The sequence below is a fragment of the Rhodococcus sp. KRD162 genome, from assembly GCF_017168335.1.
Classification (GTDB): Bacteria; Actinomycetota; Actinomycetes; order Mycobacteriales; family Mycobacteriaceae; genus Rhodococcoides.
In genome coordinates, this window is record NZ_JABFAU010000008.1 from 1 (window position 1) to 22,662 (window position 22,662).

A 22,662-nucleotide genomic window follows, 5' to 3' on the forward strand; every position below is an offset into this window, starting at 1 on the left:
TCCGCACATCGGCCGCCCACCCCCACCACAGCCTTGAACACCCCGACCTGTGGTGCCGATTGTGCAGTTCACTTCTGCACTCAGAATGTCAGAAGACGACTGCAATCACGGGTAAAACCCCAGCAAATCGTGCAGCCTACTTCTGAAACTGACACCCGATCTGTCAGTTTCAGAAGTCAGCTGCACTTGTTCAGAAGTGGGTGTCATACAGCCACTGTTAAAGGTAGACCTGTAGTCCGTCTCGAGCAGTCGCGGTCTTCCTACACGAAATGCGAACGTTCCCCTTTCGCCCGCGGCGGTGAACCTTCCCATTCATCACCCTCGCATCGATGATTTATACCCCTAGGGGTACTTGCATACCCCCCTAGGTATATGCAACAGTAGGTACACCCCGCCAGGAAGGATTGCCATGTGCTACCCCGTCGCATGCCCGACATGCGGTAAGACCACCTGGGCCGGCTGCGGGCGCCACATCGACAGCGTCATGAAGAATGTCCCACGGCCGCAGCAGTGCACCTGCTCGTCGAGCGAGGCACCCGATCCAGCTAGGCGCACCGGCTTTTTTCACTCCCTGTTTCATCGCTGACACCTCACCTTTAAGTCTTCGAGGAAGCTTTTGGGCCTTCGTGGCCTTGTCATATACCCCCACCCGTATTTAGGAGAATGCTATGTCCGTTCCCGCTACCGCGGCGGCTACCGACCGACACGACCGTGACCGGCCACCTGCACCTGGCGCACTCGGCCGCCTGGGGAGCGCGATGGTCACGCGTCGCCGCTGGGTGTTCGGTATCTGGCTGATCACCCTAATCGCCCTTGGATCAGCTGCACCAACGGTGTTTTCGTCGTTGGCCGGGGCCGGCTGGCAGGCCAACGGATCCGAATCCGTCCAGGTACGCGAACTCGCCCAGCAGCATTTCGGCGGCAACTCCTCTGCAGCAGTGCAGGTCGTCGTTCACTCCGACACCGCCTCGATCGACGACCCGGCGATGCAGCAGACACTCACCGACGTCGCGGCTGTGTTCGACAGCGACACCCGCTTCGGCGAGATCGTCGCCCCCCAGCCGGGCATGACCATCAGCCCCGACCGTCACACCGGCATCCTCATCGCCGGCGCAGACGCGAGTACCGACGACATGGTCAAAGCCGTCGACGAGGTCAAAGGCGAGCTGACCGCACTGTCCGGTGACGGCATCGAGGTCTACCCCACCGGGTCGTCAGCACTGTGGTCGGACTTCAACAAAGCCAACCACGACGCGATGATCCAGGCCGAATTGTTCTCCTGGCCGGTCACTTTGGCGATCATGGTGCTCGCGTTCGGCTCTCTCGTCGCCGCGGGTCTGCCGCTGCTACTCACCGTCGCCGGCCTGGTCGCATCCGCAGGCGGACTTGTTCTGCTCAACGGCGTCACGCCGATCTCGGTGTGGGCGATGAACTTCGCGATGATGTTCGCCCTCGCCCTCGGAATCGACTACGCCCTGTTCATCGTCGCCAGGTTCCGCGACGCACTGCGCAACGCCGATCCACGGGCTGCGGTCGCCGAAACCATGGACACCGCAGGCAAGGCCGTGGTCCTGTCCGGTCTGACGGTCCTGGTGAGCCTCTCGGCCGTCCTGCTCGTTCCCGCACCGGCGGTGCGCACCATGGCCGTGGGCATCATGCTCGCTGTCACGTTCGTGCTGATTGCCACCATGACCCTGCTCCCCGCAACCCTGGGTGCACTCGGCTCCAAGGTCAACGCCGCATCCTTGCCCTACGCCAAGCGTCAGCAGCACCGCTCCCCGAAATTCGCAGCCTGGGGTGAACTGCTGCACAAGCACCCCTGGCCGTTCGCTCTGGTGTCCGTGGGCATCCTCATCGCGCTGGCTCTTCCGGTCCTCGGACTGAAAGTGGCAATGCCCTCGATCTCTGTAGTGCCCGAGGACGCACCGGTTCGCCAGGGCTACGAGCTCGTCCAGGCCCAGTTCGGTGACGGCGCGCCCGGCGCACTGCAGATCGTCGTGCCAGCGTCGGATGCGGCCGCGACCGCCACCGCAGCCACTACCGTCGACGGAATCTCGATGGTCACCCCGCCTCAACCTGCGTCCGATGGCTCGAACTATTCACTGCTGCAAGCACTTCCCACCGTGGACCCTTCGGACGAGAGAATGGGCGCCATCCTCGGTGACCTGCGCGCACAGCTGCCGGAGTCGGCGTTGGTCGGCGGTGCGCCGGCGGAGAACCTCGATCTGCAGCAAGCACTGAACGACTACCTACCGCTGGTGATCGGCATCATTTTGGCGCTCGGTTTCATCCTGCTGCTCGTTGCGCTCCAAGCACCGCTGATCGCGATCCTCGGCACCGCCGTCAGTCTGCTCTCGACCGCGGCAGCGTTCGGGGTCGCGAAGCTGATCTTCCAGGACGGGCACGGTGCGTCACTGCTCGGCTTCACCCCGCAAGGCTTCCTCGACGGCTGGGGTCCGGTGTTCTTCTTCGCGATGATCTTCGCCATCGCCATGGACTACACCGTGTTTTTGCTCGCCACCGCGAAAGAGCACTACGAGAAGACCGGGGACCCGAAGGCAGCTCAGGTCGACGGGCTCGCGCACTCCGGCCGGGTCATCTTCGCCGCCGCCGCGGTGATGGTCGCCGTGTTCTTCACCTTCGCACTGTCCGATCCGCTCCCACCGAAAGAGATGGGCATCATTCTCGGTGTCGCGGTACTGCTCGATGCCTTCCTGATCAGGCTGATCCTGCTGCCGGTCTTGCTGCGTCTGACCGGTCACGCCGCATGGTGGTCACCGGCTTGGCTGCGCAAGGTGCTGCCGTCGATCAGCTTCTCTCACTGACACCCTCACCACACCGAACGGAGCACTGATGATCGATCCGAACACAACCCACTCGGCGGCATTCACAGGATGGCCGATCGAACGTATCGTCCCCGCCCTTGCTGCCGGTGTCACCGCCACCGGTCTGGCACTCGGCGAATTACACGCACCGCAGTGGCGACTACTGAGCGCGTTCGCTGCCGCGAACCTCGCCCTCTACGCAGCGGTCGGCTGGTGTCCGGCGAGCGCACTCCTCAGCCGGGTCGGCGTGCCGAGTATTCGTCGGCCCCTGAACGGGTAGACCTACATCACCGCAGTTTGATAATCGAAAGGAATTTCCCTCATGAACATCGCACTCTCGACCACCCTGACCGACACCGACTTCGCCACCGCAGTCGACTCCGTCAAAGCAGCCCTGTCCGATCAGAGATTCGGTGTTCTCACCGAAATCGACATGCAGGCCACGTTGAAGGCCAAACTCGACGAGGACATGGAGCAGTATCTGATCCTCGGTGCCTGCAATCCCACCCTCGCGCACCGCGCCGTCGGAGTCATGCGCCAGATCGGGTTGCTGCTGCCGTGCAATGTCGTCGTCCGCGCCGACACGAGCGCACCCGGATCGATCATCGTCGAAGCCATGAACCCCGACATCATGGTACAAGCGACAGGCGAACCAGCACTCTCCGACGTCGCCGCCGAGGCCACCACCAAGCTCCAGGCCGCTATCGACGCACTCGGTGGCCAGGACACAGCACACAGCTGATGACCCTGACGCTGGCCCTGGTTCTCGGCGTCGCCGTCGGCATCCTGCTCGGTCTCCTCGGCGGCGGTGGGTCGATCGTCGCCGTCCCGGTTCTGGTCTACGCCCTCGACCTGCCCCTGGCGGAGGCGATACCGACCTCGTTGCTGGTGATCGGTGTCGCCTCGGCGACCGGGGCCATCCCCAAGGTGCGGGCGAAGCTCGTCGAGTGGCGACTGGCGGCGATCTTCGCGGCCACCGGTATCGTCGGCACCCTGGTCGGCAGCGCCCTGGGAAGACATCTGCCCGAGGCCGCCGTGATGATCGGCTTCGCGATCGTCATGATCATCGCCGGGGCGCGGATGCTGGGAAGCACCGACGATGTCGGAACTGCCTGCAAAACAGGGAATTCCGGGATCGACTGGCGGCGGTGCGCACCACGGTCCATCCCGACCGGGTTCGGCGTCGGAGTCCTCACCGGACTGTTCGGCGTCGGCGGAGGATTCCTGATCATCCCCGCACTCGTGCTGCTGTTGGGAATCGAGATGAGTGTCGCCGTCGGAACATCGCTGGTGGTCATCGTCGCCAACTCCGCCGCCGGACTGATCGCTCAGGCCGACGGGCTCGGCGGGAACTGGCCGCTGACAGCCGCGTTCGCCGGTGCGGCGATCGCAGGCTCGCTGGTCGCCGGGCGACCGAGCACACGCATCGACACCGACAAGCTGCGCACGTGGTTCGCCTACCTGGTGTTCGCCGTCGCAGGCTACGTACTTGTCGACACACTCTTTCTTTCATGACCGGACGCACACACCGACCCGATGCCCCCAGGGGTAATCTGGAACGACTACCACCCTCACACCATCAGGAGATCGCAATGGTCGGCGACGAAGACAGCATCGCATTGGTACTCAACCGTCTGCGCCGCGCACACGGCCAGCTCGCCGGAGTGATCGGCATGATCGAGAACGGACGCGACTGCAAAGACGTCGTCACCTAACTCGCCGCAGTGTCCCGCGCCCTCGACAAAGCCGGCTTCAAGATCGTCGCCACCGGCCTCCGCGAATGCATGACCGGCGAGACCGCCGACAACAAAGAACCCATGACCGAAGCGGAACTGGAAAAACTCTTCCTCGCACTGGCCTGAACGACACATTTCACGTCAGAAACGAGGCCGACCCGACAACACCGTAGGAGTACCCCATGAGCACGACCGATCCAGATATCGCCATCATCGAAACCTCGAGCCTGGGCGACCGCAGTTACCTGGTCAGCCACGACGGCATCGCCGTTGTGATCGATCCCCAACGTGACATCGACCGCGTCCTGGCATTGGCAGCGGAGAAGAACGCCACCATCACCCACGTACTCGAAACCCACATCCACAACGACTACGTCACCGGCGGCCTCGAACTCGCACGCGCCACCGGAGCCGAATACGTTGTGCCCGAGGGTGACCCGGTCGAATTCGAGCGACGGGCAGTGGGGGACGGCGATGTCGTCGACGCGGGATCGGCGACGTTTCAGGTCATGCACACCCCGGGCCATACACATCATCACGTCAGCTACGTACTGCAACTCGGAGACGAACCGATCGCGATCTTCACCGGCGGCTCGATGCTCTACGGATCCACCGGCCGCACCGACCTACTCGGCTCCGAACACACCGACGAGCTCACCCATGCCCAGTTCCACTCGGTCCGTCGAATCGCCGCCGAACTCCCCGCCGACGTCGAGGTCTACCCCACCCACGGATTCGGTAGCTTCTGCTCCGCGACCCCCACCAGCGGCGACTCGTCGACCATCGGTGAACAGCAACAGTCCAATCCCGCGCTGACCCAGGACGAACAAACCTACGTCGACGAGTTGATCGCAGGACTGTCGGCCTACCCCGCGTACTACGCCCACATGGGCGTCATCAACACCGAAGGCCCCGCACCGATCGACCTGTCCACCCCAGAACCCGTCGACCCCGACGAACTACGCCGCCGCATCGACGACGGACAATGGGTCGTCGACCTCCGCGCACGCACCGCCTTCGCTGCCGGACATCTCGACGGTTCCCTCGGCTTCGAGCTGTCGACGACATTCGTCACCTACCTCGGCTGGCTCTACCAGTGGGGTGCGCCGCTGACCTTGATCGGCGACACATCCGATCAAATCGACGAGGCCACAAGGGAGTTGGCACGTATCGGCATCGACCACCCCTCCGGCTCCGCTGTCGGAGAGATTCATTCGCTCGCCAGCGACGGGCGCGTACGGTCCTACGAAGTGTCCGACTTCGCCGGACTCGCCGCAGAGGACTCGGACATTGCAGTGCTCGACACCCGTCAACAGTCCGAATACGCGGACGGCCACATCCCCGGTGCGATCAACATTCCCCTCCACGAACTGCCGCACCGACTCGCAGAAGTTCCCGACGGCAAAGTGTGGGTGCACTGCGCCTCCGGCTATCGCGCCTCGATCGCGGCCTCACTACTCGACCGGGAACATCGCAGCGTGGTGCTCATCGACGACGACTACAACCGCGCAACAGATCTCGGACTCGACACCTCGAAGACATGACGAAATGCTTCGACGACCGAACGCGACGAGACAGGCGTACCCCCAGGGGGTATATGTTGGTATCATCGGCCGCATGCACTCAGTGAATCGGCACGGTCGACGGGGCACAGCTCCGACGGCAGCTTTACTGATTGCACTGACGGTGTTCGGTGTCCTGTTGATGCATTCGGTGACACCGATGTCGATGCCCGTGACCGGCTCGATGTCCACATCGATGAGCGGCGGCCATGCCTCGTTCGCAGCACCGTCCCACACGGACGCCACGGTTCCGGTGATGACCGGGGAACATGACTGCCCGTCGGGGCACCAGATGATGCATCCCTGCGTCGGCACGACGGTGTCGTGGCCCGCGCTGACGGTCCCGGCGATGAGCGCAGCCCTCGACCTGGCGCCGACATCGGTGAACCGGATCATTGGACGGGCCGACTCCACGCTTGAGCGTGCGCCGCCGTGGACGTTATGGGAGTTGGACAGATCGGTGACCTTGCCAGTGTGACAGGGAGCCCGGCAGACGCGTGTCTGTCGGCGGATCGAACGACATCCAATTCTCTGCACTACCCACTCTTGCAAGGAGTTTCCTCATGCGTACCAAAGTCATTGCCTCGATCGCTGCTGCCGCCGCGAGCGCGTTCCTCGTCGTCGGCTGTAGCGACAACGCGGCCGATTCGTCGATGGACGGCCATGCGATGGGATCGATGTCCTCGGCACCGATGTCCTCGGCCCAAGCAAGCGCGTCCGCAGAGTTCAACGATGCCGACGTGATGTTCGCGCAGATGATGTACCCGCATCACGCCCAAGCAGTCGAGATGGCCGACATGGCGAACGGCCGCACCGACAACCCGGAGGTGCTGTCGCTGGCATCGGCGATCGCCGCCGCGCAACAGCCCGAGATGGACCAGATGACCACCTGGCTCACCGAGTGGGGCCAGCCCATGCCCGACATGGACAGGGGTGACATGGGTGACATGGGTGACATGGGCGGGATGGACCACAGCTCCGGCAGCGGCATGATGACCGCTCAGGACATGGACGCGTTGATGGCAGCGTCGGGACCGGAATTCGACCGCCAGTGGTTGACGATGATGATCGCCCACCACACCGGCGCCATCGAGATGGCCAACACCGAAATCGCAGACGGTTCCAATCCTGACGCCCTGGAGATGGCCCGCACCATCGTCGCCACCCAGCAGCAGGAAATCGACACCATGCAGCGGCTGCTCGGCTGACCCGGCCCGCTATAGACAACGATGGCCGCATCCTCTCCGGCGGAGAAGGTGCGGCCATCAACGTTCCACAATTGTCAGGGCTGCGTTCCCGGTACGAGATCAGCTCTCACAGTGACGGTGTGCGCTGCGACGGAGGGTTGGAACTCCCCTCGTTCACCGCTCCGGTGATGGTGTCGGGTGTGAGGTCGAGTCGACGCAGTAATTGTGCGTTCGCAGCGACGATGATCGTCGACAGCGACATCAGGATCGCGCCGATCGACATCGGCAGCACGAACCCGACCGGCGCGAGCACTCCTGCCGCGAGCGGAACCGAGATGAGGTTGTATCCCGCTGCCCACCAGAGGTTTTGCTTCATCTTTCGGTACGAGGCGCGCGAGAGTTCGATCACCGACAACACCGACCTCGGGTCGTCGCTGGCGAGGATCACTCCGGCCGATGCGATTGCGACGTCGGTGCCGGCCCCGATCGCGATACCGACATCGGCCTGCGCCAGAGCCGGGGCGTCGTTGACTCCGTCGCCGACCATCGCCACCGTACGGCCTTCGCTCTGGAGTTCAGCGACGTTGTGCGACTTGTCTTCCGGTTTCACCCCGGCGAAGTAGCGGTCCACACCGAGCTCGGTGGCGACGGACTTCGCGACGGCGTCGGCATCACCGGTGATCATCACGACCGCGATTCCTCGCGCGTGCAGCGCGTCTACCGCAGTGCGTGACTCGGACCGGATCTCATCGGCGAGCGCGAGGGCACCGATCACGGCCCCGTCGGCGAGGACGTGCAGGATGATCGCCCCGTCCCCGCGCCACCGGTCGGCGACAGCGAGTTCGGATCCGTGTTCCTGCTCGAGCAGTGCCGGCCCGCCGACCTGGATCCGGACGCCGTCGACGTCGGCTGCGACCCCGACGGCGGGGGACGACTGAAAGCCGGCTGCAGCCGGGACCGTCAGGTTCCGCGCGCGTGCGGCCTCGACGATGGCACGGGCGAGTGGATGTTCGGAATCTGCTTCTGCGGCAGCGGCCAGCGCGAGAACGTTGTCGGCGGTGCGCCCGCCGGTCACCTCGACTGCGGTGACGGTGGGTTCACCCTTGGTGAGGGTCCCGGTCTTGTCGAACAGCACGGTGTCCACCGTGCGCATGGTTTCGAGTGCGAGCCGGTCCTTGACCAGAACACCGCCGCGGGCGGCGCGTTCGGTGGCGATGGAGACCACCAGCGGAATCGCCAGTCCGAGTGCGTGCGGGCAGGCGATGACCAGCACGGTGATGGTGCGGATGACGGCGTCGTCGGGCATCCCGACCAGAGTCCACACCGCAGCGGTGATGATCGCGGCACCGAGAGCGAACCAGAACAGCCAGCCAGCGGCGGTGTCCGCGATGCGCTGAGCGCGCGAGGTCGAGTTCTGGGCGTCGGCGACCAAGCGGCCGATGCCGGCGAGGGCGGTGTCCTCCCCTACTGCAGTGACCTGGACGCGCAGACCTGAGTCGGTGGCGACAGTGCCGGCGACGACTTGATCGCCGTCGCTGCGGCGGACGGTGCGTGATTCCCCGGTGATCATCGATTCGTCCATGCTCGCCGATCCGGAGACGATGGTGCCGTCCGCCGGTACGCGGCCGCCGGGGCGGACGACAACGACATCACCGAGCTGCAGCTCGGACGGGGGCACCGGCACCACATCGTCGCCCTCGACGCGTTCGGCGACATCCGGGAGCAACGCCGCCAACGAGTCCAGAGCGGAGGTGGTCTGGGCGAGTGATCTCATCTCGATCCAGTGCCCGAGCAGCATGATCACGATCAGCAGGGCCAGTTCCCACCAGAAGTCGAGCTGATGATCGAGCAGGCCGAGGCTCGCTCCCATCGACGCAATGAATGCGACGGTAATCGCCAGGGCGATGAGCAGCATCATTCCCGGTGCACGGGAACGGATTTCGCTGACTGCTCCGGAGAGGAACGGAGACCCGCCCCAGGCGTACATCACCGTTCCGAACACCGGAGAGACCCAGGCAATCCACGCTGCGTCGGGCAATGAGTAGCCGAGGAGCATCGCGAACATGTTCGAGGCAACGATCACCGGAACGGCAAGGACCAGCATGACCCAGAACAGGCGACGAAACATACCGACGTGATCACCGTGACCGGTGTGCCCGCCGTGCTCTGCGTTGTGCCCGCCGGTGTCGTGGTCCGACTGCGGAGTCGCCTTCTCTGCCCCGTCCGTGTGCATTTCGGGTCCTTCTTCATGCCCGCTGTGCTGCAGTCTGTTCGGCGGATCCGTCCGCGCGGAGTCGACGTCGGAGTGTGTGTGATCGTTCATCGTGCAGTCCTCTCATCCATCGAGTTCGATATCCATTCATCCCATGAACTCGTGGGTTCTGGTTCGGCTGTGCATTCGGCGTCGAGGGCGACAATGATCTGCGCCTGGACGAGCGCGGCTGCACTGGTGACCGTGAATGTCCCTGCCGCCGCCGATAACGCGACAGTGTCCATTCCGATCACGGCGTTGACGTCGTTGCGGACCGACGGCTCACAGTGGCCGTACATCAATACCGGCGTAACTGACAGTGCGTGATGATCATGCGTAGCTTTCGACATCTCGGACAACATATACCCCATAGGGGTATATGTTGATCAAGTCGAACCATACCCCTTCCTGATCCCATTGGGAAGAACCGTCAGGGTGTTGTCAACGCGTGAGCGCCAGTCGGCTGGCCACCAGGTGCACCCGCGGTCGCTGTCATGCTCACGGACGGGCATGGATGTCGATACCGATTCGGTCAAGGGGCGCATGCATCCGCGGCACAGCTGAGCCTTACAGCGACGGGCGTACCTGCACACGCGCGTGGATCATCGGCGTTCGCTGCGATTTCCGTTACGAGTCTTCTCACCGACTGGAGGCAGGGCAGGGCGAATTACGCCGTGTCACGGCGCGCATGGCGAGCCCGCGTGTCGACTCTCGAAGATCGCGGAACTGCTCGTTCGGTCGATCGCTGACGCCGCAGATCGGACGGTGGAGCGATACTGTCTCGTTCACCATGGGGCTGCGGCGCCGCCGATGTAGCGTTGAGTAAGTCGTAGATGGGTGTATCACTCACGTTCGGTTCCACTTTCGATCTGATCGTTTCGGTGCGCCTTCGAACGCGCCGACAGTTGCCGCTCACCGGCCCCGGGCGAGCCCTGCCCTACCGGCCAGCCGGCGCGCACCGACATATCCAGTCCGCAAACTCGGTCACATGCGGTGAAAATGCCTGCCCGTCACACCGCAGTTGCTCTTTACCGAGTGTCGGCACGCTTGCGCAGCGCAGCGGTCGCCAATTCTGCGACCGCTGCGCGATAGAAATCTCGATCTATCTCCCCGGCCGCGAATCTACGATCGAGGATTTCCTGCGCGTCCTCCCCCGATTGCGGGCGAGCGGACATCAGCCGAACCGCACCCCAGATCAACAGAGCGATCACGACCAGCCAGAACGCGGCCATTCCTGCCATCATCGTCCATCCGCCACTCATGGTGCCCATATTCATCATTGCTGCTCCTCACTCTCGCACCAGCCACCTGCTGACCTGCGGAGTGTGGTCATCCCGCAGCTCCTACTATAACGCTTAGTAGTTCAGCTACTATCGAGCATAGTAGTTGACTGCTGTCGAGACGCCGTCGCCCGGACAGGCGATGATGGAGGCAACCTGTGGGAAAGAAATCCAGCAAGTCGCGATCGAAAGCGCACAAACGACGAACCACGGCGACACGATTCGGGGGCGGCCCACCGGCTCCCCACCCCGGTGCCATACGTACTGAGCCCCAGCCAAGGCATCCCCTCTCAGCGGTGGCCCCACATTCTGCGGTCAGCGTCGCCGCCGCCGATTATCTTCGAAGCAGGGGCCACTCGCCCGGCAGCGGTGCACTCCATCCCACTGTCGCCCGGGCTTTCGCGCCGGACTCCACTACCCCACCGCGAGCGTCGGCCCAGGCCGCAGAACCGACGATCGATACTGCAGCGCCGCCGGAGCGCCCACGTGCCCGCACGCCTGAAGCTGTTGCGCCCGCACCGCAGAGTTACGCACCCAAGCGCTCACCAGCCACCAGTTGTACCGATGAGATTTCCCAGGTCGAGCCGCTGGGGCTTGCGGTGACGTACTGGGGTGTCGGCGGGGCCGATGCCGAGCCCAGCCACGACGTGGCGATTCGCTTCACTGGATCGCGGGTGGAAGTCGAGGGCCATGCATCGACCGAGAAGGTCGGTTTCGATCGGACTCTGGTCGTGAAATCACGTCCTGCCGCTGGAGGCCGGTTCGCCGCGACCACCCGTATTCAGGGCATTGCCAGCGGGGAGTGGGAGGTGAGTGCGCGACGCATCGACGGGGGCGCAGACAGTAGCGAACGGCAGCAGAACTCTGTGCTCACCGCGCGCACTGCGCTACTGACATACGGTCCCGCTGTGCGGGTGTGGAGTTGGCCGGCGTTGGTAGCCGCGGGAGCGGTGGTTGCATTGATTGTTCAGGGATTCCTGCTCTCACGCATGGATGCCAATGTTGCTGCTGCTGTTGCAATTTCAGCTCTGAGTTGCGTTTTGGGATATATCGGTGCCAAGGTTTGGTACTTGATCTTGCACCGTCGACCGATATCTACTTTCATCCGCGCAGGAGCGTGCATACAAGGCTTCCTCCTCGTTTCGCTCGGCACCTTGGTCATCGGCGGAGCACTCGGGGGTATGGACGTCGGCGCAGTCCTGGATGCAACCACCCCGGGATTGTTTCTCGGCATGGCGATCGGTCGTCCGGGATGCTTCTTGGCGGGCTGCTGTTCGGGGCGTCCGACTCGATCTCGGTGGGGCCTGTTTTCGTCCGATCGCACCCTGGCGACGAGGAGGATTCCGGTTCAGCTCTACGAGGCCGCTGCAGCCCTGTTGATCGCGGGAGTTGCGCTCGCCGCGGTACTTCAGGTCGACCTTCCCGTCGGAGGGCTGGTCTTCCTGGGGAGTATTGCCGCATACACATTGGTCCGGCAAGGCCTGTTTCTGTTTCGAGTGGACGCGCACACTCGTCGAGGCCGACTCACTGTCTCGCTCATCTGCTGCGCGGTCCTCATCGGCGTCCTCGCAGCGTCGCAGGTGCTCTCGTGATCACCGAACGTATTTTTATGCGTGTGCCTTTCGGTGATCACCTCGATGCGATGGCACCGCATTCGGTGTCCCGATCGACGCTCCGTAGTCCGGCATCGATACTGACTGTCCTCGTCCTTGCACTCGCTGGATGTACCGGCGGCGAGGTCTCTGAGCCCACCGCGTCGATGCCCGTTGCTACACGGGCGGAACTGCTCGATCCCGCTGACTTCGCCGCCGCAATCGCCGATCCCGCCCGAGTCACGATCAACGTCCATACCCCCGACGAGGGCCAGCTCCCGGGAACCGACTCGAGCCTTCCCTTCGACCAGATCCGACAACAGGCCGCGACGTTGCCGCCCGACCGGACCACGCCGCTGGCGATCTACTGCCGTACCGGGACAATGAGCGCCACCGCTGCGAAAGAACTGGCCTCTCTCGGCTACACCGATGTCGTCGAACTACAAGGCGGCATGCTCGCGTGGCGAAACACCGGACGAACCATCGGAGAATGATCACGCACGTTCCGCACCACCGCCCCCGAAGGTCGAGCACCAGAACCGATCCGGTGAAATCGAATGCCGAGATCGTCTTGGTCAGGGTTTACCAGGTCGGGACCGGACACTTCGCCGATGGTCCCGCTACTGCCGGGAAGTGAACCTATCGGTTTGCCAGCGGGCGCAAACGACGTCGAACGGGCCCCGGCCTGTACCGGCGAATCAGAACCTCGCCCGCTGTCACCCTCAGTGCTACCAGCGCAGGCGTGCCCTCGCCCCAGGTTGCCTTCTCCTCGGCGGTGGTTCGGCTCCGTCGGCCGACTCGCTCACGATCGACAACGTATGGACGTGCTGGCAGCGCGCGATGTCAGGCGAAGAACGAGACGGCCGGTCGTCGGAAGACGCGGGCGGCCCCTACACCGAGGCGTACAAGCGTGAGCGCCGCCGTCAAGGTCGGGGTTGGGTGGTCCCTGATGGCGGGTGTCGTGATCGGTGCGACCCACGTCGTAATTCATCTCGGGCAGCTTCGGTTTCTTCCGAGCGCCGGATGGCAGGATCTCGCGGTCGGCTATCCGATGGCGATGGTCCTCGCGCTCGTCGGTCTCATGATGATCGCTTCCCGCACCCGAAAGCCGAGGGGCGAGTATTGCGGACTCGCTCCCGTGATCTGTAGTGCCGCGCGGGGCATTTCATCCCACCGCGCAGGATGCCAACGTCATGGCCCCCAGCAGGGCCACTACTGGTAACGCAGGCAGGGCAACGGCGGTGCACGCTACGAACGCCCGCGCCCACCGGAGGGGAGCATGCGGGATCACTCGGTCCACGGCGAGACGATCGAGCCGCACAACGGTGGCATCGGAAACCATACCGAGGGCGGGCAGAGGAACAGGGTGCGGGCGCAGCGAAGTCAGAGCGCGCCGCACGGGGTCTCGTCCGTGCGAGCGGGCTGCGCGGGCGTCCGCGTCGAGTTCGACCAGAGCGCGCACGAGCGAAGGTGACGCTCGCATGATCGGTAGCCACGGAAACGCATAGGCCACCGACTCGGCAATGCCTACGAGCAGATGATGCCGGCCATCGATGTGTGCACGTTCGTGTGCGAGGACCGCCTCGACTTCAGCAGGCGTCAACTGCGTACGCAGCCCCTCGCTGGCCACGACCATCGCCGGTCGTCCCGCGACGCTGTACGCGAGAGGACTGTCCAACGGAAGCCACAAGGTCGACGCGGGTTGATTCGAACCGGAAAACCCGACGCCTCCAGCGATGATGCGCAGCAGATCGATGTGCCGCTCGTACACTCGCCGTCGCTCACACACTGCGCGCCTCAGGTGGACGATCCAGCGGACTGCGCCGCAGCCCAACATCGCAATCCCGACAACCCCGACGATGGCCTCGACGCGGGCAGGTATGTCGCCCTGAAGGGCGAGCCAGCATTGGTGTGCGATGTCGACCAGGGTCGTCACGCCCCCATGACTGGGGATCGCACTGAGCACGACCGGTACCGCAATGCTGACCAAGGTGCCCACAACGAGCGCCGACCACGTCAAGAGCGTGACGTGCGCATCGATACCTCTGTCGATCATCGACCTCATCAGCAATGGCGCGGCAGCCGCAACCAACAGCCCACCGAGGGCCCACAGGAGTACGGCAGTCACCTCTGACGCTCTTTCAGACCGCGGGTGAGCACCTTCGATTCGTCATCGGAAGCGCCGCGGGCGAAGTGCAGCAGCACGCTCGTCGGGTCGCCGGTCGATTCGAGAAGTATTCGCAAGGCGTCGGAGGCGGCTTCTTCCCTGCTTCGGGTGGCTTCGTACCAATATGCCCGTCCGTTGCGTTGTCGGTGTACCCAGCCTTTACGGTGCAAATTGTCGAGCACCGTCTGAATCGTGGTGTACGCCGGTTCTCGACCGTCCTCGAGTTGATCGATGACATCACGAACCCGGACTGCGGCGCTGGTATTCCACACCACGTCCATCACCAGAGCTTCGAGCTCTCCCAAACCCTGCATGAGTGCCTCCTAGGCGCGTGTTCACTCTATCCCGTCGAACGAGCCAGCCACGTGATCCTTCGGTAGCGAGCACCCTGGTCCGAGAGGTTTGCATGCCTCGAATACGAATGCGGCCGTAGGCTCACGCCAGGTAGGACACCGATGTCATCATTCCCGCTTCCCCGTGATAGAGGTTGTGGCAGTGCAGAAGCCACTGGCCGGGATTGTCGGTGTCGAAGTCGACTTCGACAGTTTGGTTCGGCAAGACCAGCGAGGTGTCCTTCCGGGGGCCTGATCCGGCACCGTTGACAACCTCGAAGGTGTGTCCGTGCAGATGCATGGGATGAAACATCGTGGTGGCGTTGACGAAGCGAAGTCGTACTCTTTCGCCTTCGCGAACGTCGAGGGGGGTGTGCTGCTCGTACGTCTCACCGTTGAGCGTCCAGGTGTACCCGCCCATCTCCATCCCGAGAGCGATGTCGTACGTGCGATCCGGCTCGCGTGCGGACAAGCGGACCGTATCGAGCGACATCAGTTGATCAGCCATCACCGGGGCTGCAGAGAGTTCGGCAGGCCGGACTGAGGACTGCGGCGCGGCGCCTGGCCCGGTACGCAACACAGCGAACCCGCTCCCGTCCTTACCTTCCGCGGCGGCGACAATCGGAAACGCCCCGTCCTGCAAGGTGATGATTGCGTCGTAACGCTCTCCCATCCCTATCAACAAGCATTGCGCCTGCTCGGGCTGAACCGGAAATCCGTCGCTGTGAGTAACAGTGAGAGGATGCCCCCCCACTGCGAAACGGAAGGCCGTGTCGGCAGCTGCGTTGATGATGCGCAGGCGCAGCCGCTGGCCCGGCCGTCCGCCGAGCACGATGGGGTCGGCGGCGATCTTGCCGTTGATCAGGTAGTACGGGTAGCTCACGTCGCCGGTGTCGCCACCGAGAGGCGACTGGGCGGTGGGCGCGCTCATCGACATGCCGCCCATCGACATGCCCTCGCTGCGCAGCCGTTCGAGTTCTCGATCGGGGTCGCCGGCTACCCCGTCGAGCCAGTCGTCCAGGACCAGGACGGCTTCGAGGTCGTAGTCCGAGCCGTCGGCGGGGTCCTCGACGATCAGCGGTGCATACAGTCCTCTGTCGAGTTGGGTACCGACGTGAGGGTGAAAGAAGTACGTGCCCGCGTCGGGCACGGTGAAGTCGTAGCCGAACGAGTCACCGGAAGCCACAGCCGGCTGAGTCAGGCCCGGCACTCCGTCCATGTCGTTGCGCAAGGCGATTCCGTGCCAATGGATCGTCGTCTCCTGCTCGAGGCGGTTGTCGAGCTGTGCGCGCAACACATCACCTCGGCTCAGGCGAATCTCGGCACCGGGGAGTCTGTCGCCGAAAGTCCAGGTCTGTACCTGCACTCCGCCGAGGTCGATCGTGCTCGACTGAGCTCTCAAGGAAATATCGACTTGTCTGCCGACGGCCGAGCGCCGCGCGTCCTCGGCCTGTCCCACCACATCGGAGTCCGGTCCGACAACTGTCGCTGCGGACGAGCCATTGCCGCATGCCGCCAACACGACGGCACTCGTTCCGGCCGCGCTCAGCGCGAGAAAGTTGCGGCGCGTGAGCGAGAACGCACCTGCCCGCTGCCTGGTCATACACATCTCCCAATTCTGTAGAAGTCCGTCCGCCGGCGGGCGTTCGATCCTCGCCGCGTTGCTGGTGCTGGTGCTCGTGCTCGTGCTCGTGCTGAGATCAGCGCACAAGCGCTGTTACCGCCTCCCGCACCTGACTCGGGTCGTAGAACACCGGCGTCGAGGTGATGCGCTCGATCGTTCCATCGCTCTGGACCAAGAAACTCAGGGGCAGGACAGGGGGCGCGTCAAGTGTCTGCAACGCCGCGTCGGCCTGATCGAACGAGGGATAGTGCACTCCCAGCTCGGTGAGCAGGCTCAATGCCGCATCGGCATCGTCTTGGACGTTGAGACCGACGACCCGAACCGCATCCGGTTCTGCGGCGTACTGGGCCAGAACCGGAATCTCCTGTCTACACGGACCGCACCACGACGCCCAGACATTGAGCAATGTGGGTTGCCCAGCCAGGGAGGTCCCCAGATCGGATAAGTCCGACGTTCCCAAGCATCGTGCGGACGTACCGACGAGCTCGCCAGTTACGGGGGACGGAACCGGCGACGAGGTCGGGCACGGCTCGAGGGCAGCACGGGTAGCGATCACTGCCGACGGGAGATCCTCGTCCTCGACGTGAGGTGCCGATCCTGCGGACCCCACCGACTGGGTCGAGGGATCTCGAGACCACAATGCCAGCGCTCCAACAACTGTCACGATGACGATGATCGCAAGTAGGGACCAGCGTGTCGTCACCCGCTGCACCCTGCACCTCTGTCTCGTTCACCTCGACGATGTCTTCCGGTCTGTCAGCGTCATACTACACGATCTACTATCTTCGATAGTAGCAACGTGGATCCTGCACGCCGTCAACGCTTTCGCGGCCCCTTCACCCTCGGGCCTCACAGTGCCAGCACACAGCTCTCCGGCCGTTCGCCGAAGACGACCGTCCCCATCGAGGCGCACGATGAAGGCCGTCCAGCGACGCCGAGTCCTTCTGGCGCAGAAGATATTACGTACATGAACTTCGGCTCCCGAGAAACAACCCGACGATCGAAATGGGTCGCAGGGTGCGAATGTTACCGATGTAATTCACTGTGACTGATGGTGCTTGTGCGGAAAGGGTGTAATAGTGATGCGGCGTGTCGCCTTGACTCGAAGGCGACCTGAATTACTGCCAGGTATGCAGTTGCCGTCCAGGAGGACCACCGACATGAGACCTCTGCCCTCGTCCTCGTACATGGCGCACCGAACTCGGTGGGGTACTCGCATCCTCGTCGGTACCGCGTTCGTGGGAGGCATCCTCGCGCTGGCACCCACGGCGTCTGCAGCCCCGGACGCCGATCCGGCTGCGCCGCCGCCTGCCTTCCCCGCGCAGGCCCAATCGGACCCGCACGTCCAACAGGAGGTCCTCGATCTCGTCGTCGGCGCACTACGCGAGATTCGCGCCAACGGCGCTCTCGACGACCTGGCCGGCCCACAGAGCCGCATCGTCTCCTGCCTCGTGGGCACGATCGGAGCCACCGATACAGCTGACGGACCAACGGGAGCCCTTTCGCGACTGATCCCCTGTCTCGCGCCGATCGACGACATCGACCCCACAGTTCTCCCCCGACTGGTGTCGTCGATGGACGTCGCCACACTTGCATCCACACTCGCGGCCGCCGAGACTCCCCACGATCCGGCCACCCCGCACACCTCGTCGCGCGGACATGCGGCGGTCCCACCCGGCAGGTCGAACGCCGAGCCCTCGACCGAACAACCGACCGCCCAAGGCACCCAGGACACTCAGGACACTCAGGACACTCAGGACCCCGAGTCGGCCGCCGACCCGTCGACGCCCGAACTGCCCGCGCTCGAACCCGACGCCACTGTGCCTGAAACGTCGGCACCCGGCACGTCATCTGAAACAACGACACCCGAAACCACGACACCCGAGGCGGGCGATCATCCGTCGGCCGCCCCGCAATCCCCTACCGGCACAACAGGGTCGAGCAACGGAAAGTATCGTGCGCCGACAACAGGAACGTTGACCTCGACCTTCGGCGACGGCCGCGCCCATCAAGGAATCGACATCGCCAACTCCACCGGTACACCGATCGTCGCCGTTGCGGACGGCGACGTGATCAGCGCAGGACCGGCCCAGGGCTTCGGACTCTGGGTGCGCATACGCCACGATGACGGCACCGTAACGACCTACGGGCACAACAACGACAACCTCGTGACCGTAGGTCAACGCGTCACTGCTGGTGAAGAAATTGCGACGGTAGGAAACCGGGGTATCTCCACCGGTCCACATCTGCACTTCGAGGTCGACACACCCGCCGGCAACAAGGTCGACCCCAGACTTTGGCTCGCGGAACGCGGAGCCACCATCACCGGTTCGGACCGTGACTCGTAGTCGAGCCTCGACCGCACGGCCCGCCGATGGGAACGAATTCCGCACTGTTGCACTGACTTCGGATGCGTCTCTGCGGTCTCGTTTTCACCATCAGACCTGAACCCTCGGTGCCTCGACATGTTCAGCGGGCGCGCAGTACGATCGCCCGCATTCCGGTAAGTTCGCCGTACCTACTGCGAGCCCGAGAGGTGAAACGGGGGCCTACGACCGAACAGCCGCGTCGGACAGCGCGACACCCCGAGAGGCGAGCCACTCCTGAGGATCGACCTTGCTCCCCGCCGCGTCGACGACCTCGAAATGCAGGTGAGGCCCGGTCGATTGGCCACGATTGCCGACAGTGGCGATCTGCTCACCGGCTTGCACTCGTTGCCCCACGGTCACCAAGGTTTGATCGATGTGCCCGTAGACCGTTGTCGTTCCATCGTCATGCTGAAGACGTACCCAGAGGCCGAAACCGTCTGCAGGACCGGAGTCGAGCACGGTAGCGTCGGCTGCCGCGTAGACGGGAGTTCCGATAGCGTTGGCGATGTCGAGCCCGGTGTGCGTAGTCCCCCATCGTGGACCGAAATCCGAGGTCAGGGTCCCGGCGACCGGACGAACGAACAGTGGTCGCAGCGCCGCTGCATCACGCGCAGCGCTCTCCTCTGCCCTTCGTTGCCCCTTCGCCAACTGCTCGATCGCATCGTTGATATTGGAGATCTCCGGTATGGCGAGGATCTGAGGCAAGTATTCGGCCACCGGGTCCTGCATCGGTGTCGCTTCGTGCACGGGGACTGCCTGCGCCTGGGCGGGACTCGCATATTGGGCACCCGCCGTGACCAGAGCGCCCGCTGCCACCGCAATACCGACAGCGACACTGCCGCGGCGCTCGGTGGCGCGCGCCCGAGCGCGATGCCGCCCTCTCGGCGTCACCGCCACTCCCGGCACGTCACAGTCCGACAACTGTCGACGTCGGTCGGTCATGCGGGTCATACGGTGTTGTGCCACAGCAGAGTCCTCGGTAATCGAATGGAGCGAGGCGTAATCATCGACGTGCGCACCTCACTGATGTATCGAACGGATCACGACGCGATAACGAAAAGATACACGACGAGTGGGGTAATTACTATCATGGTTAGTAGTTCGATGTCCCCCGCAGTGGTTTCGTGCCTCACAGCGCGGTAGCACCGGACGTCGACGGTCGGAGACCATCGGCCGGCGAACGCTGCCTTCTCCATGCGAGAGCACACCCCACGACAGCAAGAACGACCGCGGCGTACTCCGGAAGCGGTCCCAGCTTTGTCGCCCACGTCGATCTCGTTTCCAGGGCAACATCAGCGACCAACGTCTGCGCAGCGAACAAGCCCGAACGATCTGCGACCTTCCCCTGTGGGTCGATGACGGCACTGACCCCACTGGTCGCCGCAACGAGAACAGTCCTGTTGTGCTCGACCGCCCGCAGCCGCGACATCGCCAACTGCTGGTAGGTCATATCGGTGCGCCCGAACGTCGCATTGTTGGTGGGGACCGTGATCAGCTGCGCCCCCGCACGCACGGAGTCGGTGACCAGCTCGTCGAACGCGACCTCGTAACAGGTGGCGACGGCCGTCGGAATTCCGGCGATATCGACGACACCGTCGCCCGACCCGGGAACGAAGTTACCGGCCTGCGAGGCGTAGGAGGACAACCTCGTCATCACAGATCGCATCGGGAGATACTCTCCGAAAGGAACAAGTTTGCGTTTGTCGTGTCGCTCCCCCGGTCCGAGTACCGGATCCCACACGATCGAGGTATTCATCGAGGTGCCGTCGTCGTTACCGAGCACAGCTCCGACCAGAATCGGCACCCCGACCGACCGCGCTGCAGCGTCGATCCCGGCAGTGGCGTCGGCGTTGCGCAGTGGGTCGATATCGGATGCATTCTCCGGCCAGATCACCAGGTCGGGAGCGGGCACCCTGCCGGCGGTGATGTCGTCCCCGAGCTGCATTGTTCGCTCGATGTGATTGTCGAGAACTGCTCGACGTTGCGAGTTGAAGTCCAGACCCGACCGCGGAACGTTGCCTTGAACAACGGCGACCGTCGCACGCGCTGCGCCTGCATCGTCAGCGGGAGTGAGCGCGAAAGCCAGAGCCGGCACGATCACCACAGTGGCCACCGACCCGACTGCGAATCGCGGCGTCGGCGGGCGTACCTGGCGGACCACACTGGCCAGTGCCGCGCCGATCACTGCGACTGCAAAAGATACACCGGGCGCACCGGCGAACGCGGCAAGCGAGAGCAGAGGGCCGTCTGCTTGGGCGAAAGCTAGTTTCCCCCACGGAAATCCCCCGAACGGAATCCGTGCGCGCAGACCTTCGGTGGCGGTCCAGATCGCGGCGATCCACAGCGGTTCGAAGCGCAACCCGGACACTGCGGCCGCTGCAGCGCAGAACAGTGCCACTGCTATCGCTTGGATCGCCGCGAGCGCCAGCCACGGCGGGGCACCGACGTAGACACCCACCCAGGGCAGCAGAGGCAGAAAGAACGCCAATCCCGACAGATACCCGTAGAAGAACGCCGCCCGGATGGAACGGCCGCGGATGACGAGAACAAGAACCCCGACACCCAACGGCGCGAGGAACCACAGCGACCGAGGTGGAAAGCCCGCGTACAACAGCACACCAGCAGATACCGCACACGATGACCTGCCTGCTATCGCGGTGAACACACGGCGACGTCGGGTTCGTCGGTGACGGTTCACTGTTGTTGCGCTGGACTCGATATCGAGCATGCCTGCATGGCTCTTTTCTCATGTACGGCATAGCGCCACCTGACCACCCTCGGTTACTACTATGCACGATAGTAGTAACAGCGGTGAGCCCGGACCGGCTCCCCCGCCGACACCGCGCCTCTGCGACGTCGATGCATACCCCGGGATATCGACCGCGCACCTTCGCTGTGCCCTTTGTCCTTCGCGGTGCCCTTCGTGGCCGGGCATCGACCGGTGCACGGACCACCCTCGGCTCGCACAAGATGCGTGCTGGACCCCGGGATGGAGACTGGCTTCTACCGCGCCGCAGCACGCCGACATATGCGGGTGCATCTGCTCTGGCGGCCATCATGATCACCGCCCCGATCGTCCTGGCCGTGTTCGACGTGACCAGAAACATGTGGTGCCTGCGGGCGGGCGGTGTGACCGCCCGATTCGGCGGCGGCACATCAGGGGCACCCTGAATGGGTTTGGGCCAACCCAGTTTCCGGCTGCTACCGTCGAGGCGTTGTGAGAATCTCTGCGCTGGGCCCGCCGCGCCTGCGGACGGTTATCGCAGTCGCCGCTGTCCTGTATTTGTTGGCTCACACCATCGCTCAATGCGGCATCGCCTGGGAACAGGACCATCACAGCGACGGCGTACACATCGTTTCGTCCTCGTCTCAGGCCGCCGCGGAACTCTCCCCCAACCACGCGCACATCGACGACGGATCGCCCCACATGGCGCACGATACGAACACCGTCATCGCAATGCCCCGATCCGACAACCCGCCCCGCCCATCGACCATCGCCGCGGTCGCAGCGATGGCCTTCGCTGTGGTGTTGGTGGCGATGTCTGCCCCGCGCATTTCGCGAGCCCCACCGGATCTACCCATTCCGATCCGGCACGGCCGAACCGTCTTGAACGAACTCTGTATCAACAGGTGCTGATCAGCAGCCCGCGGGCCATCCGAGGACTTCTCCTCTCATGGCCCAGTTCGTGCTGCCCATCACTCACTTACTGCGCTCCTCGCAGATCACATACAGGGAC

The 22,662-nt window shown here is 63.9% G+C and carries 21 protein-coding genes and 1 pseudogene; 14 read left to right on the plus strand and 8 right to left on the minus strand.

The annotated features are described in order from the left end of the window. The first annotated feature begins 668 nt into the window (after window positions 1-668). From J1M87_RS13200 to J1M87_RS13235, 8 genes and pseudogenes are all read left to right on the plus strand, one after another. On the plus strand, window positions 669-2,825 hold the full coding sequence (locus J1M87_RS13200) for an MMPL family transporter (protein WP_206489952.1): 2,157 nt from the start codon (window positions 669-671) through the stop codon (window positions 2,823-2,825). A 28-nt stretch (window positions 2,826-2,853) separates the two neighbouring features. After that, window positions 2,854-3,105: a YgaP-like transmembrane domain gene (locus J1M87_RS13205; RefSeq protein ID WP_094639406.1), complete on the plus strand. Its 252-nt coding sequence runs from the start codon at window positions 2,854-2,856 to the stop codon at window positions 3,103-3,105. Window positions 3,106-3,147: 42 nt separating this feature from the next. After that, window positions 3,148-3,567, plus strand: a complete 420-nt coding sequence (locus tag J1M87_RS13210; RefSeq protein WP_206489953.1) for a DUF302 domain-containing protein — start codon at window positions 3,148-3,150, stop codon at window positions 3,565-3,567. Continuing rightward, complete coding sequence (locus J1M87_RS13215; RefSeq protein WP_206489954.1) at window positions 3,567-4,340, plus strand: sulfite exporter TauE/SafE family protein; 774 nt, start codon at window positions 3,567-3,569, stop codon at window positions 4,338-4,340. The genes J1M87_RS13210 and J1M87_RS13215 overlap by 1 nt, the downstream gene beginning before the upstream one ends. Window positions 4,341-4,417: 77 nt before the next feature. Then, window positions 4,418-4,687 (plus strand): annotated as a pseudogene (locus J1M87_RS13220) (metal-sensitive transcriptional regulator). 56 nt (window positions 4,688-4,743) lie between these two features. Then, window positions 4,744-6,105: a rhodanese-like domain-containing protein gene (locus J1M87_RS13225; RefSeq protein ID WP_094639403.1), complete on the plus strand. Its 1,362-nt coding sequence runs from the start codon at window positions 4,744-4,746 to the stop codon at window positions 6,103-6,105. A gap of 73 nt (window positions 6,106-6,178) precedes the next feature. Beyond that, window positions 6,179-6,601 (plus strand): DUF6153 family protein, encoded by a 423-nt coding sequence (locus J1M87_RS13230; protein WP_206489955.1) that lies wholly within the window; start codon window positions 6,179-6,181, stop codon window positions 6,599-6,601. Between the two features lie 85 nt (window positions 6,602-6,686). Next, on the plus strand, window positions 6,687-7,331 hold the full coding sequence (locus tag J1M87_RS13235; protein WP_008720034.1) for a DUF305 domain-containing protein: 645 nt from the start codon (window positions 6,687-6,689) through the stop codon (window positions 7,329-7,331). A 106-nt stretch (window positions 7,332-7,437) separates the two neighbouring features. Here the strand turns inward: J1M87_RS13235 and J1M87_RS13240 are convergent, their stop codons facing one another. After that, complete coding sequence (locus J1M87_RS13240; protein ID WP_032401336.1) at window positions 7,438-9,633, minus strand: heavy metal translocating P-type ATPase; 2,196 nt, start codon at window positions 9,631-9,633, stop codon at window positions 7,438-7,440. Window positions 9,634-9,684: 51 nt separating this feature from the next. On the opposite strand from J1M87_RS13240, the gene J1M87_RS13245 reads away from it, so the two are divergent. After that, entirely contained in the window at window positions 9,685-9,888 is a 204-nt protein-coding gene (locus J1M87_RS13245; protein ID WP_206489956.1) for a hypothetical protein, read from the plus strand. A 701-nt stretch (window positions 9,889-10,589) separates the two neighbouring features. Here the strand turns inward: J1M87_RS13245 and J1M87_RS13250 are convergent. Further along, on the minus strand, window positions 10,590-10,841 hold the full coding sequence (locus J1M87_RS13250; RefSeq protein WP_032401334.1) for a hypothetical protein: 252 nt from the start codon (window positions 10,839-10,841) through the stop codon (window positions 10,590-10,592). Between the two features lie 296 nt (window positions 10,842-11,137). On the opposite strand from J1M87_RS13250, the gene J1M87_RS29275 reads away from it, so the two are divergent. Both J1M87_RS29275 and J1M87_RS13260 read left to right on the plus strand, forming a co-directional pair. Next, the gene (locus J1M87_RS29275; RefSeq protein ID WP_230595438.1) at window positions 11,138-12,433 is read left to right on the plus strand and encodes a prolipoprotein diacylglyceryl transferase family protein; all 1,296 of its coding nucleotides are present in this window, start codon (window positions 11,138-11,140) and stop codon (window positions 12,431-12,433) included. Next, window positions 12,430-12,927, plus strand: a complete 498-nt coding sequence (locus J1M87_RS13260; protein WP_230558236.1) for a rhodanese-like domain-containing protein — start codon at window positions 12,430-12,432, stop codon at window positions 12,925-12,927. The genes J1M87_RS29275 and J1M87_RS13260 overlap by 4 nt, the downstream gene beginning before the upstream one ends. A gap of 671 nt (window positions 12,928-13,598) precedes the next feature. On the opposite strand, the gene J1M87_RS29280 is transcribed toward J1M87_RS13260, so the two are convergent. The 4 genes from J1M87_RS29280 to J1M87_RS13280 all read right to left on the minus strand — a co-directional run bounded on the left by J1M87_RS29280 (window position 13,599) and on the right by J1M87_RS13280 (window position 17,220). After that, the gene (locus tag J1M87_RS29280) at window positions 13,599-14,561 is read right to left on the minus strand and encodes a M56 family metallopeptidase (protein WP_032375712.1); all 963 of its coding nucleotides are present in this window, start codon (window positions 14,559-14,561) and stop codon (window positions 13,599-13,601) included. Then, window positions 14,558-14,914, minus strand: coding sequence for a BlaI/MecI/CopY family transcriptional regulator (locus tag J1M87_RS13270; RefSeq protein ID WP_032375711.1), 357 nt, complete (start codon window positions 14,912-14,914; stop codon window positions 14,558-14,560). Before J1M87_RS13270 ends, J1M87_RS29280 begins: the two co-directional genes overlap by 4 nt. Before the next feature lie 121 nt (window positions 14,915-15,035). After that, the gene (locus J1M87_RS13275; RefSeq protein ID WP_032375791.1) at window positions 15,036-16,535 is read right to left on the minus strand and encodes a multicopper oxidase family protein; all 1,500 of its coding nucleotides are present in this window, start codon (window positions 16,533-16,535) and stop codon (window positions 15,036-15,038) included. 97 nt (window positions 16,536-16,632) lie between these two features. Further along, window positions 16,633-17,220, minus strand: coding sequence for a TlpA disulfide reductase family protein (locus J1M87_RS13280; protein ID WP_080733473.1), 588 nt, complete (start codon window positions 17,218-17,220; stop codon window positions 16,633-16,635). A 496-nt stretch (window positions 17,221-17,716) separates the two neighbouring features. Between J1M87_RS13280 and J1M87_RS13285 the strand changes: the two genes are divergently transcribed. After that, entirely contained in the window at window positions 17,717-18,904 is a 1,188-nt protein-coding gene (locus J1M87_RS13285; protein ID WP_230593571.1) for a M23 family metallopeptidase, read from the plus strand. Between the two features lie 201 nt (window positions 18,905-19,105). Here J1M87_RS13285 and J1M87_RS13290 read toward each other — a convergent pair whose 3' ends face one another. Both J1M87_RS13290 and lnt read right to left on the minus strand, forming a co-directional pair. Next, window positions 19,106-19,891, minus strand: coding sequence for a M23 family metallopeptidase (locus tag J1M87_RS13290; RefSeq protein ID WP_231911468.1), 786 nt, complete (start codon window positions 19,889-19,891; stop codon window positions 19,106-19,108). Window positions 19,892-20,054: 163 nt separating this feature from the next. Then, entirely contained in the window at window positions 20,055-21,653 is a 1,599-nt protein-coding gene (lnt, locus tag J1M87_RS13295) for an apolipoprotein N-acyltransferase (RefSeq protein WP_080733460.1), read from the minus strand. Window positions 21,654-21,895: 242 nt separating this feature from the next. Here lnt and J1M87_RS13300 point away from each other — a divergent pair, with 242 nt between their 5' ends. Together J1M87_RS13300 and J1M87_RS13305 are read left to right on the plus strand one after the other, a co-directional pair. Then, a complete protein-coding gene (locus tag J1M87_RS13300; protein ID WP_141215005.1) occupies window positions 21,896-22,096 on the plus strand; it encodes a hypothetical protein in 201 nt (66 codons plus the stop codon). Window positions 22,097-22,142: 46 nt separating this feature from the next. Further along, a complete protein-coding gene (locus J1M87_RS13305) occupies window positions 22,143-22,562 on the plus strand; it encodes a hypothetical protein (RefSeq protein WP_230593569.1) in 420 nt (139 codons plus the stop codon). Window positions 22,563-22,662: the final 100 nt, after the last annotated feature.

Coding starts and splice junctions, on each gene's coding strand:
- J1M87_RS13200 (WP_206489952.1), top strand. CDS start 669: ATGTCCGTTCCCGCTACCGCGGCGGCTACCGACCGACACGACCGTGAC.
- J1M87_RS13205 (WP_094639406.1), top strand. CDS start 2,854: ATGATCGATCCGAACACAACCCACTCGGCGGCATTCACAGGATGGCCG.
- J1M87_RS13210 (WP_206489953.1), top strand. CDS start 3,148: ATGAACATCGCACTCTCGACCACCCTGACCGACACCGACTTCGCCACC.
- J1M87_RS13215 (WP_206489954.1), top strand. CDS start 3,567: ATGACCCTGACGCTGGCCCTGGTTCTCGGCGTCGCCGTCGGCATCCTG.
- J1M87_RS13225 (WP_094639403.1), top strand. CDS start 4,744: ATGAGCACGACCGATCCAGATATCGCCATCATCGAAACCTCGAGCCTG.
- J1M87_RS13230 (WP_206489955.1), top strand. CDS start 6,179: ATGCACTCAGTGAATCGGCACGGTCGACGGGGCACAGCTCCGACGGCA.
- J1M87_RS13235 (WP_008720034.1), top strand. CDS start 6,687: ATGCGTACCAAAGTCATTGCCTCGATCGCTGCTGCCGCCGCGAGCGCG.
- J1M87_RS13240 (WP_032401336.1), bottom strand. CDS start 9,633: ATGAACGATCACACACACTCCGACGTCGACTCCGCGCGGACGGATCCG.
- J1M87_RS13250 (WP_032401334.1), bottom strand. CDS start 10,841: ATGATGAATATGGGCACCATGAGTGGCGGATGGACGATGATGGCAGGA.
- J1M87_RS13270 (WP_032375711.1), bottom strand. CDS start 14,914: ATGCAGGGTTTGGGAGAGCTCGAAGCTCTGGTGATGGACGTGGTGTGG.
- J1M87_RS13275 (WP_032375791.1), bottom strand. CDS start 16,535: ATGACCAGGCAGCGGGCAGGTGCGTTCTCGCTCACGCGCCGCAACTTT.
- J1M87_RS13285 (WP_230593571.1), top strand. CDS start 17,717: ATGAGACCTCTGCCCTCGTCCTCGTACATGGCGCACCGAACTCGGTGG.
- lnt (WP_080733460.1), bottom strand. CDS start 21,653: ATGCTCGATATCGAGTCCAGCGCAACAACAGTGAACCGTCACCGACGA.
- J1M87_RS13300 (WP_141215005.1), top strand. CDS start 21,896: ATGCGTGCTGGACCCCGGGATGGAGACTGGCTTCTACCGCGCCGCAGC.